The sequence below is a fragment of the Pseudocitrobacter sp. 73 genome (assembly GCF_008369545.1).
GTDB lineage: Bacteria > Pseudomonadota > Gammaproteobacteria > Enterobacterales > Enterobacteriaceae > Pseudocitrobacter > Pseudocitrobacter vendiensis.
This window is the reverse complement of sequence record NZ_VTZO01000008.1, coordinates 305,515-319,143: the sequence shown is the minus strand read 5'-3', so window position 1 is coordinate 319,143 and position 13,629 is coordinate 305,515. Positions and strand designations below refer to the sequence as shown.

The window sequence follows — 13,629 nt, the reverse complement described above, 5'->3', positions numbered from 1 at the left end:
TCATCCGTGAGCGCATCATCTGTCATGTGAATGGCAGGTGAAGGAGGCATAGGTCATACAAATAGTTACTATAGACAAAAAAACCCGCCGCAGCGGGTTTTTTAACCAGGTCCGATTAATGCTCGAACATGGCAGAAATGGATTCTTCGTTGCTGATACGACGAATCGCTTCGGCCAACATCCCGGACAGCGTCAGTGTACGAACGTTAGGCAGCGCTTTGATTTCATCCGACAGCGGGATGGTATCGCAGACGACTACTTCGTCAATAACTGAGTTGCGCAGGTTGTTTACCGCATTGCCAGAGAAGATCGGGTGGGTTGCGTAAGCGAATACGCGTTTTGCACCACGTTCTTTCAGGGCTTCAGCTGCTTTGCACAGAGTGCCGCCGGTATCGATCATGTCGTCAACCAGAACGCAGTCACGGCCAGCAACGTCACCGATGATGTGCATCACCTGAGAAACGTTCGCACGCGGGCGACGTTTGTCGATGATAGCCATGTCGGTATCGTTAAGCAGTTTTGCGATGGCGCGAGCACGAACAACGCCGCCGATATCCGGGGAAACCACAATTGGGTTGTCCAGATTCAGTTGCAGCATATCTTCGAGCAGGATTGGGCTACCGAATACGTTATCTACCGGTACGTCGAAGAAGCCCTGAATCTGTTCAGCATGCAGGTCAACGGTCAGTACGCGGTCAACGCCGACGCTGGACAAGAAGTCAGCGACAACTTTTGCCGTAATTGGCACACGCGCGGAACGCACACGGCGGTCCTGACGGGCATAACCAAAGTAAGGGATAACGGCTGTGATACGGCCTGCGGAAGCACGACGCAGAGCATCAACCATAACAACCAATTCCATCAGGTTGTCGTTGGTGGGAGCACAAGTGGACTGGATGATGAAAATATCACCACCGCGTACATTTTCGTTAATTTGTACGCTGACTTCACCATCGCTAAAACGACCGACAGCGGCGTCGCCAAGAGAAGTGTACAGGCGGTTGGCAATACGTTGTGCTAGTTCCGGGGTGGCGTTACCAGCAAAAAGCTTCATATCAGGCACGAGAAGAACCTCAGGCATGCGTCCATTGGTGGAAAGAATCAGCCAAAAACTGTGCGGGCCAGGCTATATTCTTCCCAGGCGGTGTATTAAAGAGCGCGATGCAACGTCTGGAACAGGGTGACGTTGTCACCGAAACTCAGCTTGCCCGGCTAAAGCATGGATTGATGGAGTGGAGAGAGGTTTACACCCTTAGCCACAAAGCCATTAAACCATTCCGGGGCTTGCTCCAGCACCTGACGAGCAGCGAGTTCTGTGTCAAATTCAGCAAAAACACAGGCCCCTGTGCCAGTCAGGCGCGACGGCGCGTATTCTAACAGCCAGGAAAGCACCTCATCAACCTCGCGAAAACGTTTTCTTGCGATAACCTCGCAATCATTGCCAAATTCACATTTTAATAACGTGTCTATTGACCTTTTTGGCGTATTTCGGGGCAAGTCAGGATCGTTAAAAATCACCGGCGTGGGAATGCTGACGCCAGGATGAACCACCAGGTACCATTTTTCAGCCACATTTATCGGCGTGAGCTGCTCGCCAACGCCTTCGGCAAAGGCGGCGCGGCCGCGAACGAAGACCGGCACATCTGCACCCAGCGTTAAGCCAATCGCGGCCAGCTCATCTTCCGATAAACCACACTGCCAGAGCTGATTCAGGGCCACCAGCACCGTGGCGGCGTTAGAAGAACCACCGCCGAGACCACCGCCCATCGGCAGCCGCTTTTCGATACTGATATCGGCACCGCTGCCTTCTGCCAGACGGTGCGTTTGCGCCGCGGTTTTCATCAGCAGACGCGCAGCACGTACGATCAAATTCTCTTCGTCCGGCACGCCCTCAAGCGGCGTTAACAGGCGCAGTTGCCCATCCTGACGCGGTTCGATGGTTAACGTATCGCCGTAGTCAAGAAACTGAAACAGGGTCTGCAACTCATGATAACCGTCGGCACGTTGCCCGGTGATATATAAGAACAGGTTCAGCTTTGCGGGAGAGGGCCAACGGGTCATCATTTCACGATCCAGTTATCCATTTTCAGCTTGATGCGCTGGGAACCTTCGGTCAGTTCCATATTCGCAGGCAGCGCCGGTTTCTGGTCGTTATAGCCGCCGTACACCACTTTCCAGGTTTTGCCGTTTTGCGTGTAATTCACTTCGCGCAGGCGATACTGGTCGTCGAGTTTGTAATCGGTCGCGTCGCCTGGCAGGCCTAAAATCCACTGACGCAGGCTGTTAAGCGGAATCGGCATACCGGTGAGCTTGCCAATCATCTCTTCGCCGTCCACGTCGGTGTAGGTTTTGCCCTGGTTATCGACTAACTGCGCCGAGCCTGGCTGCGCGGTGAGCGACAGTTCGGTACTGCCCAGCGGGTTAGTCAGCAGCAGTCGGTAATGATCCTGACCGGTCTGCTGCCAGAAGAAGCGTGCATAAACTTTTTGTTCGTCAGAGAGATAGGCGAATGCGCCGCGGGTTTGATACTGGTTCAGTTTGCGAATTTCCTGCTGGTGCTCACGCCACTGAGGCGAGTCCGGGCTTTTCCCCGGGCCTTGTGGTGTCGTGGTCACACAGGCGGTTAGAACGAGGCTTGCCAGCGGCAGCAGACGAATCAGGCGAAAGTCAGACAGGGTCATGATAATGACAATCCTTGCGATAGGTAGCAGTTATAACCCTTAATGCTAGCGTCGCAGCGAAGCAGCGTCTACGCTCAAGTTGTCTTAAATCATTAAATTATCTTGGCTATCCGTTTGTTCACAAGGTGAGCGATGGCACTACCCCAAAAGGGGAGCGTCTCTTTTATTGATCTCGCGCATCCTGTATGATGCGCTCAGACTAACCTTATCAACGCTGGTACTACTCCCGCAACATGACCCTTTTAGCGCTTGGCATCAACCACAAAACAGCTCCGGTAGCGCTGCGAGAACGTGTTTCGTTTTCGCCGGATACGCTTGACCAGGCGCTGCAGAGCCTGCTGGCTCAGCCAATGGTGCAGGGGGGCGTGGTGTTGTCGACCTGTAACCGCACCGAGCTATATCTGAGTGTGGAAGAGCAGGACAACCTACACGACGCCATCGTGCGCTGGTTATGCGACTACCATCAGTTGAACGAAACCGAGCTGCGTGAAAGTTTGTACTGGCATCAGGATAACGATGCCGTCAGCCACCTGATGCGCGTGGCCAGCGGCCTCGATTCGCTGGTGCTGGGCGAGCCGCAAATTCTCGGGCAGGTTAAGAAAGCCTTCGCGGATTCCGCGCAGGGGCATCTGCATGCCAGCGAACTGGAGCGCATGTTCCAGAAATCGTTCTCGGTCGCCAAACGGGTGCGCACCGAAACCGATATCGGCGCCAGTGCGGTGTCTGTGGCATTTGCGGCCTGTACACTGGCGCGACAGATTTTTGAATCACTTTCTACCGTTACCGTGTTGCTGGTTGGCGCAGGCGAAACCATTGAACTGGTGGCGCGTCATCTGCGTGAACATCACGTCAAGAAAATGCTGATTGCTAACCGTACCCGCGAACGTGCGCAGGTACTGGCGCAGGAAGTGGGCGCGGAAGTGATTGCTTTAAGCGACGTCGATGAGCGCTTAAAAGACGCGGATATCATCATCAGTTCTACCGCCAGCCCGCTGCCGATTATCGGTAAAGGGATGGTCGAGCGTGCATTAAAAGCCCGCCGTAATCAGCCAATGCTGCTGGTGGATATCGCCGTACCGCGTGACGTCGAGCCCGAAGTGGGCAAACTGGCGAACGCCTATCTGTACAGCGTGGATGATTTGCAAAACATCATTCAGCACAACCTTGCCCAGCGCAAAGCCGCTGCGGTGCAGGCTGAAACCATTGTTGAGCAGGAAACCAGCGAATTCATGGCCTGGCTGCGCGCGCAAAGCGCCAGCGATGTCATTCGCGAATACCGTTCACAGGCCGAAATGGCGCGTGAAGAGCTCACCGCAAAAGCGCTTGCCGCGCTGGAGCAGGGCGGCGACGCCCAGGCAATTTTGCAGGACCTGTCGCGTAAGCTGACCAACCGCCTGATCCACGCCCCAACCAAATCTCTTCAGCAGGCCGCCCGTGACGGGGATGATGAACGCCTGCATATTCTGCGCAACAGCCTCGGGCTGGAGTAGCACAACTCTTTTTATTACAAGGTGCATTTACGCCAATGAAGCCTTCTATTGTTGCCAAACTGGAAGCTCTGTACGAGCGCCATGAAGAAGTTCAGGCGCTGCTGGGCGATGCGGAGACTATCGCCGATCAGGAGCGATTCCGGGCGCTGTCGCGTGAGTATGCGCAACTGAGCGACGTTTCACGCTGTTTTACCGACTGGCGTCAGGTTCAGGACGATATTGAAACCGCCCAGATGATGCTGGACGACCCGGAAATGCGCGAAATGGCGCAGGAAGAATTACAGGACGCCAAAGCGCGGGAAGAGGAGCTGGAACAACAGCTTCAGGTTCTGCTGCTGCCGCGCGACCCGGATGACGAACGTAACGCCTATGTTGAAGTGCGCGCCGGTACCGGCGGCGACGAAGCTGCGCTGTTTGCGGGTGATCTCTTCCGGATGTACAGCCGCTATGCAGAAGCGCGCCGCTGGCGTGTGGAAATCATGAGCGCCAACGAAGGCGAGCATGGCGGATTTAAAGAAGTGATCGCCAAAATCAGCGGCGAAGGGGTGTATGGCCGTCTGAAATTTGAATCTGGCGGGCACCGCGTGCAGCGTGTTCCGGCAACGGAGTCGCAAGGGCGTATCCACACTTCGGCGTGTACCGTTGCGGTGATGCCGGAGCTACCGGAAGCCGAGCTGCCCGATATCAACCCGTCAGAGCTGCGTATCGATACTTTCCGTTCCTCAGGCGCGGGCGGTCAGCACGTTAACACCACCGACTCGGCAATCCGTATTACCCACTTGCCAACCGGTATTGTGGTGGAGTGTCAGGACGAACGTTCGCAGCACAAAAACAAAGCCAAAGCGCTGTCCGTGCTGGGTTCGCGTATTCGTGCCGCTGAAATGGCCAAACGCCAGCAGGCGGAAGCGTCCACGCGTCGTAACCTGCTGGGTACGGGCGATCGTAGCGACCGTAACCGTACTTATAACTTCCCGCAGGGGCGCGTGACCGATCACCGTATTAACCTGACGCTCTACCGTCTGGATGAAGTGATGGAAGGCAAACTGGACATGCTGATCGAACCTATCGTTCAGGAATATCAGGCTGACCAGCTTGCGGCGCTATCTGACCAGGAATGATGAGTTACCAACAGTGGCTGAAACAGGCAATTGCACGGCTGCGGGAGAGCGAAAGCCCGCGCCGTGATGCCGAGATCCTGCTCGGGCACGTCACCGGCAAAACGCGAACGTTTATCATGGCGTTTGACGAAACAGTATTAACGCCCGCCGAACTGGCGCCCCTTGATGCGCTGCTGACGCGCCGCGAGCGCGGTGAACCGATCGCGCATTTAGTGGGTATGCGCGAATTCTGGTCGCTGCCGCTGGCGGTGTCTCCCGTCACCCTGATTCCTCGCCCGGACACCGAATGTCTGGTCGAACAGGCATTAGCACGCTTGTCCGCACAACCCTGCGAGATCCTCGATTTAGGCACCGGCACTGGCGCGATAGCCCTGGCCATCGCCAGTGAAAGACCTGATTGCCGCGTGACGGCTGTCGATTTTATCGCCGATGCCGTCGCGCTGGCGCAGCAGAACGCGCAAACGCTGGGTATAGACAACGTTACCCTTTTGCAAAGTGATTGGTTCAGCGCGCTGGCCGGACGGAAGTTCGCCATGATCGTCAGTAATCCTCCCTATATTGATGAACAGGATCCGCATCTCTCTCAGGGCGATGTCCGCTTCGAACCAAAAACGGCGCTGGTTGCCGCCAATGAAGGGCTTGCCGATCTCGCGCATATTATCCGTGAAAGCCGACAGGCGTTGTTGCCGGGTGGCATCATGCTACTGGAACATGGCTGGACGCAGGGTGACGCGGTACGTCACCTGTTTACCGACGCAGGTTATCTTCAGGCGCAAACCTGCAAGGATTACGGTGGAAACGATCGTCTGACGCTTGCCATCTGGCCAGGAGCCGCGCAATGAGCCTGTTTAGCGTTATTCTGCCGATACACGTCGTCAGTGCTATCTTTTCGGTCGCACTATTTGCGCTACGCTACTGGTGGACGTGGAACAATGATTCACGTCTGAAATTGCGTTGGGTGCGTATATTACCGCACACTATTGATAGCGTGCTGCTGCTGAGCGGTATCACGCTGATGGTAATGACCCATGTTTATCCATTCACCCCACAAGGTACGTGGCTGACGGAGAAACTGTTTGGCGTTATCATCTACATCGTTTTGGGTTTTGTTGCGCTCGGACGTCGCTGTCCGCGCAGTCAGCAGCGAGGCTTTATTGCCTTTCTACTGGGGCTGGTGGTGTTGTGCATCATCGTTAAACTCGCCATCACTAAAGTTCCGTTGTTGGGGTAAGGTATGAAGTCATTGGCTGATTTTGAATTTAATAAAGCGCCGCTGTGCGAAGGCATGGTCCTGGTGTCAGAGTTAATCCGTGATGATTTCCCGACACAGCGCGTAAATGAACAACTGGAGTGCCTGCTGGCGCTGGCGCAGGAGGAGATTAGCCCCTCCTGGACGCTGACCCGGCAGATGGAGCGCCTGATTGAACTCTTCTACCACGAATGGCATTTCAGCGATTCTAAAGGCGTGTACCGTCTTTCGGACGCGCTATGGCTGGATCAGGTATTGAAAAATCGCCAGGGCAGCGCCGTATCACTTGGCGCAATTATGCTTTGGCTCGCCGAGCGCCTTTCCATTCCCGTGGTACCGGTGATTTTCCCGACGCAGTTGCTGTTGCGTGCGGATGTCGACAACGAAGAGTTGTGGCTCATCAATCCGTTTAACGGCGATACGCTGGATGAACACACGCTGGAAGTGTGGCTGAAAGGCAATATCAGCCCAATGGCTGAACTGTTTAATGAAGATCTCGACGAAGCGGATAACGCAGAAGTGATCCGTAAACTTCTGGATACGCTGAAATCGGCATTAATGGAAGAGCAGCAGATGGAACTGGCGCTGCGTACCAGTGAAGCGCTGTTGCAATTTAATCCGGAAGATCCGTATGAAATTCGCGATCGCGGGCTTATCTATGCTCAGCTTGAATGCGAGCATATTGCATTGAATGACCTGAGTTATTTTGTCGAACAGTGCCCGGAAGATCCGATTAGCGAGATGATTCGCGCGCAGATAAACACTATCGCGCAGAAACAAATTACCCTTCACTAAAATCCAGGGATTCCGGTTATACTCGCGGGCAATTATGTGACGTCATTATTGGCAGGACTGCCTGGACGCATCCCGAGATAACTGGAGTATTTACCCTAATAAGGCGATCTTATGAAACAGAAAGTGGTCAGTATTGGTGATATCAACGTAGCAAACGACCTGCCGTTCGTGCTGTTTGGCGGCATGAACGTGCTGGAATCGCGCGACCTGGCAATGCGCATCTGTGAGCACTACGTTACCGTTACCCAGAAACTGGGTATCCCTTACGTCTTCAAAGCGTCGTTTGATAAAGCTAACCGTTCCTCCATTCACTCTTACCGTGGCCCGGGCCTGGAAGAGGGGATGAAAATTTTCCAGGAACTGAAACAGACCTTCGGCGTAAAAATCATTACCGACGTACACGAAGCCAGCCAGGCGCAGCCGGTTGCCGACGTGGTGGATGTGATTCAGCTGCCTGCATTCCTCGCTCGCCAGACCGATCTGGTGGAAGCGATGGCGAAAACGGGTGCGGTCATCAACGTCAAAAAACCGCAGTTCGTCAGCCCTGGCCAGATGGGCAACATCGTCGATAAGTTCATCGAAGGCGGTAACGACAAAGTGATCCTCTGCGATCGCGGCGCGAACTTCGGTTACGACAACCTGGTCGTCGATATGCTGGGCTTTGGCGTGATGAAAAAAGCCTCTAACAACTCTCCGGTTATTTTCGACGTTACCCATGCGCTGCAGTGCCGCGACCCGTTTGGCGCAGCCTCTGGCGGTCGCCGCGCGCAGGTCGCTGAACTGGCACGCGCCGGTATGGCGGTCGGTATCGCCGGTCTGTTTATCGAAGCGCATCCGGATCCGGACCACGCTCGCTGCGACGGCCCGTCAGCGCTGCCGCTGGATAAACTGGAACCTTTCCTGAAGCAGATGAAAGCGATCGACGACCTGGTGAAAGGATTCGACGAGCTGGATACCAGCAAGTAACCACGCTGCACTGCATTTTATCGAAGCCTTACCGTTGTGCGGTAAGGCTTTTTTGTTTCTGGCACGAACAAAATAGGCCGCAGGCTATTACTCCTGCGGCCTGTTTCGGGCGCATGTTGTCATCACGACAGCCAGACGCCCGCTTTCACGTTACTTCCTGTTACGCCACCAGCCGACAATCGCTGCGGTGATAATACCCGCAAGAATTGGGGCTGCCAGGTCGTGCCAGAACATCACGCTAAACTGCACGAGCGTCATATAGCCGCCTATTGTCATGACAACGTTTTGCGGCTATTCTTGAATTGCTTAGGTTCAAGGTAGCCCCCGTTATGTTGTCAGGTTTACGCCTTACAACGTGCGGGGGTTTTCTCTTTCCAGCAACCAACGCCGCCGGGGATCAAGCCCCCGCAACATTGCGCCTCACCGGAAGATTCCGGCTTGGTGCGGATTCTATGATGCCAGCTTCACGCACTTCACTCTCAAAATACCCACAATGCGAAAGGTCTTCCGATCTTTTTTCACCTGTTACATTTATTTCGTCGCTGTTACCGTCGGTGCTCGCAATTTGAGCGGATGATATCCGACGAGATGACTTCTTCTGTTTATAAACATGGCACTTACGGCGGTATACTCCGGTTTTTCAGGGAGGATAATTTATTGAATCTAAGAATATTTCTGGCGATAAGTATATTGCTTACATCGTTCGTGGTGCAGGCCGAAATGTCAGAACATTAGAAGTGCACGCTTGAGTTCGCGGAGCATTCCCTCGTGCAGGGAAAAGGTGTTGAAAGTGAGTTAGGTTTGGCGGTGATTGGCGAAGGTAATGGCCCTCAGTCATTGCAGTTTTTAGCCGAGCTTGTCCGCTGGCGAAGAGGCATGGATGCAGGAAACGGAGAATCGTTTACTTGTTACTTACTGAGTAAAGGAAAGGCTATTTTGCCTTATCTCGAACGGTTAGACCCACTGACGTTACGTAAACAATGCGTGGCTGAGTTTAATGCGGGGAAATATGGCTTAGAAGCTCGTGACAATCTGGAATCTGTTTGCCGCAGTGAGATGCATATTCGCGCTGAAAACGTGCAGATCATCGCAGGAATACGCGATGGCACAGTGTGTAACGACGAAGACTGGTGATTTTACTGTTGTCGCGGCGCGACAAAAAAGGCCGCAGGCGATTACCCCTGCGGCCTGTTTCGGGCGCATATTGTCATCAAGACAGCCAGACGCCCGCTTTCACGTTACTTCCTGTTATGTCACCAGCCGACAATCGCTGCGGTGATAATACCCGCAAGGATTGGGGCTGCCAGGTCGTGCCAGAACATCACGCTAAACTGCACGAGCGTCATAGAGCCGCCTATTGTCATGACAACGTTTCGCGGCTATTCTTGAACTGTTGAGGGTCAAGATAAGCCCCCGTAATATTGTCAGGTTTACACCTTACAACGTGCGGGGGTTTTCTCTTTCCAACAACCAATGCCGCCGGGGATCAAGCCCCCGCAACACTGCGCCTCACCGGAAGACTCCGGCTTGATGCAGATTCTACGACGCCTGCTTTACTCGCTTCACTGGCTAAATACGCTATGTGCGAGAGGCTTTCCGAGGCTTATGCACTGCTTACATCGGTTTCATGTAGGCTTACATGCGTGTTCGCAATTTTTGTTCATGAAGATGTTTCATTCGGCTATACACTCTGCCTTTTTCCAGGAGGATGACGATGAACGTTGCAGGGATGCATTTTTTTAAATTACGGCGTGGGATGCTCATTAATTCAGGCAGCGCATTCATTTTCTTGCTGGTGATACCCGCCACTGCGGCTGAGGAGTGGCCAACAATTCAGGAACGCCTTCTACACATCACACAAACTCGCTATACCCCTCTGCGCGAGCTGCCTGTTTTGCTGAAGACAGGCGAGAAACGTTACGTGTTGGGATGTATGCATACACCACAGGCTGAGCTCTATCAGGGAAACTGGGGGGCGTTTTCTGGCATGTTTCAATGTAAACTTATTGATTTAAAAGATGGAGCCGATATTTTACAGCCCGTGGATGAATGGGGAAGTACCGTCACACGCGCCCGTTTTTATCACTATGAAGTGATGGGTGGCTGCCGCAAACATCAATGGTATGGGCATCGTCGCGAGTTTCATGTTCGTGGCATGAAAGTGGTGCTGGATATTGTCGATTTTGTTCCTGGCAGTACTATTCAACCATTTTACGACGACTATCGCTTCACACTAAATGTGGCGATAACGAACGACAAATCGGCGAATTCCGCATGGGGAGGGTATGCCCCGGAAATATGTCGCGTGGACAACGAATACATTGATAAGTACGGAAAACTTCAGGGACAGGTGTCCATCATTCGTGGCGCTAATGCTTTTTAATAAAGGGAAGAAAAATGAGCAGATGGTTAATCCTGTTTTGGCTTATAGCGCCATTAAGTTCGCTTTGGGCACAAACGCCATGCAGCGGTATCGGTCGCGATTTAGGGCTGTCGCCGGAGCAGATTGTGAGGATGAAGGAAAACATTAGCCCACAGGTTTTCTCCACTGACCTTGAAATTTTAAACGTTTTTAAAAACAGGGATGGTCAATCCTGTCAATTAATCCCAATAATGCTGAACCCGCTTATCTCTTTTTCTCAAGTGATTTACTGACGTCGCACTACGTTGGGCTTTGGTCTGGGGCGTATGGGGAGATGACGCCTTCAGAGCTCGTGGTGGCATTTCAAAAAGAAGCTGCAGGGGTCCCTGAAGATTTAGCCCAGTGTGTTGCATAGTTTCTCACTGACAGGGGAAAACTAACGGGTGTTTTTTCCAGCATGGAGAGTCATCCTGACACTGCCGATATTTTGGGGGATGAAATGATAATATCTCAGGCTGAAGGCGATAAATACTGGGTAGTATTTCAGCATGCCGAAGGGGCAGCAATAAAGCCACTTGTTGCACCCCTAAAGGTCGACAGCACAACGGGGCATTTCAGCTTCCACCTTCCCGACGAGATGGCATCCTGGGGCGAGTTTCATGGCACGATCACCGAGGAAGATGAACTGATCGGCATATTCGATAACGGCTATTCCGTAAAACTGCCGCGCAAAGCAAGCTTTTGGCAATAAGATTTAGCCTGCGATGACATCCAAAAAAGGCCGCAGGCTATTACCCCTGCGGCCTGTTTCGGGCGTATGTTGTCATTACGACAGCCTGACGCCCGCCTTCACGTTACTTCCTGTTACGCCACCAGCCAACAATCGCTGCGGTGATAATACCCGCAAGAATTGGGGCTGCCAGGTCGTGCCAGAACATCACGCTAAACTGCACGAGCGTCATATAGCCGCCTATTGTCATGACAACGTTTCGCGGCTATTCTTGACTTGTCTGGGTTCAAGATTAGCCCCCGTAATGTTGTCAGGTTTACGCCTTACAACGTGCGGGGGTTTTCTCTTTCCAGCAACCAACGCCGCCGGGGATCAAGCCCCCGAAACATTGCGCCTCACCGGAAGAGTCCGGCTTGGTGCGGATTCTACGTCGTCTGCTTTATGCACTTCACTGGCGAAATACGTACGCTGCGTGACGTCTTCCGACCTTCCGTTATCTATTGCAGCCGTTTCGGTCGCATTCTCGCTGATGCTCGCAATTACGGCTGCCGGCACGATTATCAGGCGAATATGGTCATCAGATAGGCGGCAAACAGCGCCAGATGCGCGGCTCCGTTTAGTACATTGGTACGCCCGGTGGAGAACGAGATCTGGCACAGTACTAATGACGCAACCATCACAATCATTTCTGGCGCGCCGAGACCAAACATCAGCTCATTACCCGTCATCCAGGCAATCAGCGTCACGACCGGAACGGTCAGTGAAATGGTGGCCAACACGGAACCAAAGAACAGGTTCATCGCACGCTGCACCTGATTATTCAGTACCGCTTTCAGCGCACCCAGGCCTTCAGGAGAGAGAATCAACAGAGCCACCAGGAAACCGGTAAATGCGACAGGCGCATTCATTGTGGTGAGCAGCGTCTCCAGCGGGTTAGCGTTCATCTTGGTGACCGCAATAACGGCAATCAGATGCACAATCAGCCAGGCAGCGTGCCAGGCGTTACTGTGAGCTGACGGTTTACCGTGGTGCGGGTCATCGTCGTCGCCATCGTCTTCATGTTCGTAAACAAACAGGCTCTGGTGCGTTTTGGTCTGAATCAGCAGGAACACGCCGTACATTGCGGCAGAAATCAGCGCCACCAGCAGAGATTGACCGATAGTGAAGTTCGCTTCAGGCAGCGCCATCGGGAACACCAGTACGATAATCGCCAGCGGGAAGAGGGCAATCAGATACTGTTTGATGCCGAACAGATTGACGTACTGCGTCGCAAATTTGCGCCCTCCCAGCAGTAGCGAGAAGCCCACCAGGCCGCCGGTCACAATCATAATGATGGAGTAGAGCGTGTCGCGCATCAGCGTAGGGGCGGCATCGCCCGTCGCCATCAGTGCGGAAATCAGGCTCACTTCCAGAATAACCACGGAAAGACTTAAGATAAGCGAACCGTAGGGTTCGCCGAGGCGATGCGCCAGCACGTCGGCGTGGCGAACAACGCTGAATGCGCTGCTGAGAATACCGATAAGCGCCAGGATATTAATCCCGACAACGACTGGCAATGATTGACTACTTCCCCAGAAGAACAATATTGCCAGCGCAATAACCGGGAAAATGAGAGAAGTCTCCTTATGGCGGGTTTTTACCGCCTCTTGTACATGCGTCATGTCCATCTCCGTTAGTGCAGGTGTTTATAATTATATACTTAGAATATTTCTAATCGTCACAGCATAAGTCTATAAATTAACAGATTGTGGCTTATATATAACGATTTTTTACTAAAGTTTACCCTGATTGATAACTTTTATATGAAGCTATTGAAAAGTGTTGTTATGTTATTTTATCCCTTAATTAACATCATGTTATGTGTTGATAGTGAGTAATATTCTTAATTAAGTTTTGTCTGCGGTTCAGTGAGCCATACTTATCATGAAGCCACTAACAGGAGGACTTATGCCCTATAACAGCAAATCTGATTTACCCGACAGTGTGCAACATGTTTTGCCAGCTCACGCCCAGGAGATATACAAAGAAGCCTTTAACAGCGCGTGGGAACAATACAAAGATAAATCTGACCGTCGGGACGATGCCTCCCGCGAGGAGACTGCTCACCGTGTGGCCTGGGCCGCAGTGAACATGAGTATGAAAAAGGTGACGATGACAAATGGTATAAAAAGAAATAGGCCAATAGCACGATTATCCTAAAGCCCTTTGTCACGGTTTAATACTCTTGCCGTCAGATGC

The 13,629-nt window shown here is 52.8% G+C and carries 17 protein-coding genes and 1 pseudogene; 11 read left to right on the top strand and 7 right to left on the bottom strand.

Annotated elements, in window-relative coordinates:
* Positions 1–115: 115 nt before the first annotated feature.
* The 3 genes from prs to lolB all read right to left on the bottom strand — a co-directional run bounded on the left by prs (position 116) and on the right by lolB (position 2,681).
* Entirely contained in the window at positions 116–1,063 is a 948-nt protein-coding gene (gene prs, locus F0Q32_RS08805; RefSeq protein ID WP_003856663.1) for a ribose-phosphate diphosphokinase, read from the bottom strand.
* Between the two features lie 149 nt (positions 1,064–1,212).
* Positions 1,213–2,064, bottom strand: coding sequence for a 4-(cytidine 5'-diphospho)-2-C-methyl-D-erythritol kinase (gene ispE / locus F0Q32_RS08800; RefSeq protein ID WP_149462737.1), 852 nt, complete (start codon positions 2,062–2,064; stop codon positions 1,213–1,215).
* On the bottom strand, positions 2,061–2,681 hold the full coding sequence (gene lolB / locus F0Q32_RS08795) for a lipoprotein insertase outer membrane protein LolB (protein WP_149462736.1): 621 nt from the start codon (positions 2,679–2,681) through the stop codon (positions 2,061–2,063). The genes ispE and lolB overlap by 4 nt, the downstream gene beginning before the upstream one ends.
* 233 nt (positions 2,682–2,914) lie before the next feature.
* Between lolB and hemA the strand changes: the two genes are divergently transcribed.
* From hemA to kdsA, 6 genes are all read left to right on the top strand, one after another.
* Positions 2,915–4,171 (top strand): glutamyl-tRNA reductase, encoded by a 1,257-nt coding sequence (gene hemA / locus F0Q32_RS08790; protein ID WP_108477117.1) that lies wholly within the window; start codon positions 2,915–2,917, stop codon positions 4,169–4,171.
* A 35-nt stretch (positions 4,172–4,206) separates the two neighbouring features.
* A complete protein-coding gene (prfA, locus tag F0Q32_RS08785) occupies positions 4,207–5,289 on the top strand; it encodes a peptide chain release factor 1 (protein WP_149462735.1) in 1,083 nt (360 codons plus the stop codon).
* A complete protein-coding gene (gene prmC, locus F0Q32_RS08780) occupies positions 5,289–6,131 on the top strand; it encodes a peptide chain release factor N(5)-glutamine methyltransferase (protein ID WP_149462734.1) in 843 nt (280 codons plus the stop codon). Before prfA ends, prmC begins: the two co-directional genes overlap by 1 nt.
* The gene (locus F0Q32_RS08775; RefSeq protein WP_149462733.1) at positions 6,128–6,520 is read left to right on the top strand and encodes a SirB2 family protein; all 393 of its coding nucleotides are present in this window, start codon (positions 6,128–6,130) and stop codon (positions 6,518–6,520) included. The genes prmC and F0Q32_RS08775 overlap by 4 nt, the downstream gene beginning before the upstream one ends.
* Positions 6,521–6,523: 3 nt before the next feature.
* Entirely contained in the window at positions 6,524–7,333 is an 810-nt protein-coding gene (gene sirB1, locus F0Q32_RS08770; RefSeq protein WP_015964130.1) for an invasion regulator SirB1, read from the top strand.
* A 111-nt stretch (positions 7,334–7,444) separates the two neighbouring features.
* The gene (gene kdsA / locus F0Q32_RS08765; protein WP_015964131.1) at positions 7,445–8,299 is read left to right on the top strand and encodes a 3-deoxy-8-phosphooctulonate synthase; all 855 of its coding nucleotides are present in this window, start codon (positions 7,445–7,447) and stop codon (positions 8,297–8,299) included.
* A gap of 150 nt (positions 8,300–8,449) precedes the next feature.
* Here the strand turns inward: kdsA and F0Q32_RS08760 are convergent, their stop codons facing one another.
* On the bottom strand, positions 8,450–8,557 hold the full coding sequence (locus F0Q32_RS08760) for a type I toxin-antitoxin system toxin Ldr family protein (protein ID WP_041686436.1): 108 nt from the start codon (positions 8,555–8,557) through the stop codon (positions 8,450–8,452).
* A 510-nt stretch (positions 8,558–9,067) separates the two neighbouring features.
* Between F0Q32_RS08760 and F0Q32_RS08750 the strand changes: the two genes are divergently transcribed.
* Positions 9,068–9,433: an Imm57 family immunity protein gene (locus tag F0Q32_RS08750; protein WP_149462732.1), complete on the top strand. Its 366-nt coding sequence runs from the start codon at positions 9,068–9,070 to the stop codon at positions 9,431–9,433.
* Positions 9,434–9,552: 119 nt separating this feature from the next.
* Here the strand turns inward: F0Q32_RS08750 and F0Q32_RS08745 are convergent, their stop codons facing one another.
* Complete coding sequence (locus tag F0Q32_RS08745; protein ID WP_149462731.1) at positions 9,553–9,645, bottom strand: type I toxin-antitoxin system toxin Ldr family protein; 93 nt, start codon at positions 9,643–9,645, stop codon at positions 9,553–9,555.
* A gap of 368 nt (positions 9,646–10,013) precedes the next feature.
* Between F0Q32_RS08745 and F0Q32_RS08735 the strand changes: the two genes are divergently transcribed.
* The 3 genes from F0Q32_RS08735 to F0Q32_RS08725 all read left to right on the top strand — a co-directional run bounded on the left by F0Q32_RS08735 (position 10,014) and on the right by F0Q32_RS08725 (position 11,412).
* Positions 10,014–10,682 carry a hypothetical protein gene (locus F0Q32_RS08735; RefSeq protein WP_149462730.1) on the top strand — a complete coding sequence of 223 codons (669 nt, stop codon included), beginning with the start codon at positions 10,014–10,016 and terminating at the stop codon, positions 10,680–10,682.
* A 14-nt stretch (positions 10,683–10,696) separates the two neighbouring features.
* A complete protein-coding gene (locus F0Q32_RS08730; RefSeq protein ID WP_149462729.1) occupies positions 10,697–10,954 on the top strand; it encodes a hypothetical protein in 258 nt (85 codons plus the stop codon).
* 164 nt (positions 10,955–11,118) lie between these two features.
* Positions 11,119–11,412, top strand: coding sequence for a hypothetical protein (locus F0Q32_RS08725; RefSeq protein WP_149462728.1), 294 nt, complete (start codon positions 11,119–11,121; stop codon positions 11,410–11,412).
* Between the two features lie 103 nt (positions 11,413–11,515).
* Here the strand turns inward: F0Q32_RS08725 and F0Q32_RS08720 are convergent, their stop codons facing one another.
* Positions 11,516–11,623, bottom strand: a complete 108-nt coding sequence (locus F0Q32_RS08720) for a type I toxin-antitoxin system toxin Ldr family protein (protein ID WP_041686436.1) — start codon at positions 11,621–11,623, stop codon at positions 11,516–11,518.
* 328 nt (positions 11,624–11,951) lie between these two features.
* Positions 11,952–13,052: a sodium-potassium/proton antiporter ChaA gene (gene chaA / locus F0Q32_RS08710; RefSeq protein ID WP_149462727.1), complete on the bottom strand. Its 1,101-nt coding sequence runs from the start codon at positions 13,050–13,052 to the stop codon at positions 11,952–11,954.
* Between the two features lie 286 nt (positions 13,053–13,338).
* Between chaA and chaB the strand changes: the two are divergent.
* Positions 13,339–13,568, top strand: a pseudogene (gene chaB, locus F0Q32_RS08705) (putative cation transport regulator ChaB).
* The last annotated feature ends 61 nt before the right edge of the window (positions 13,569–13,629 follow it).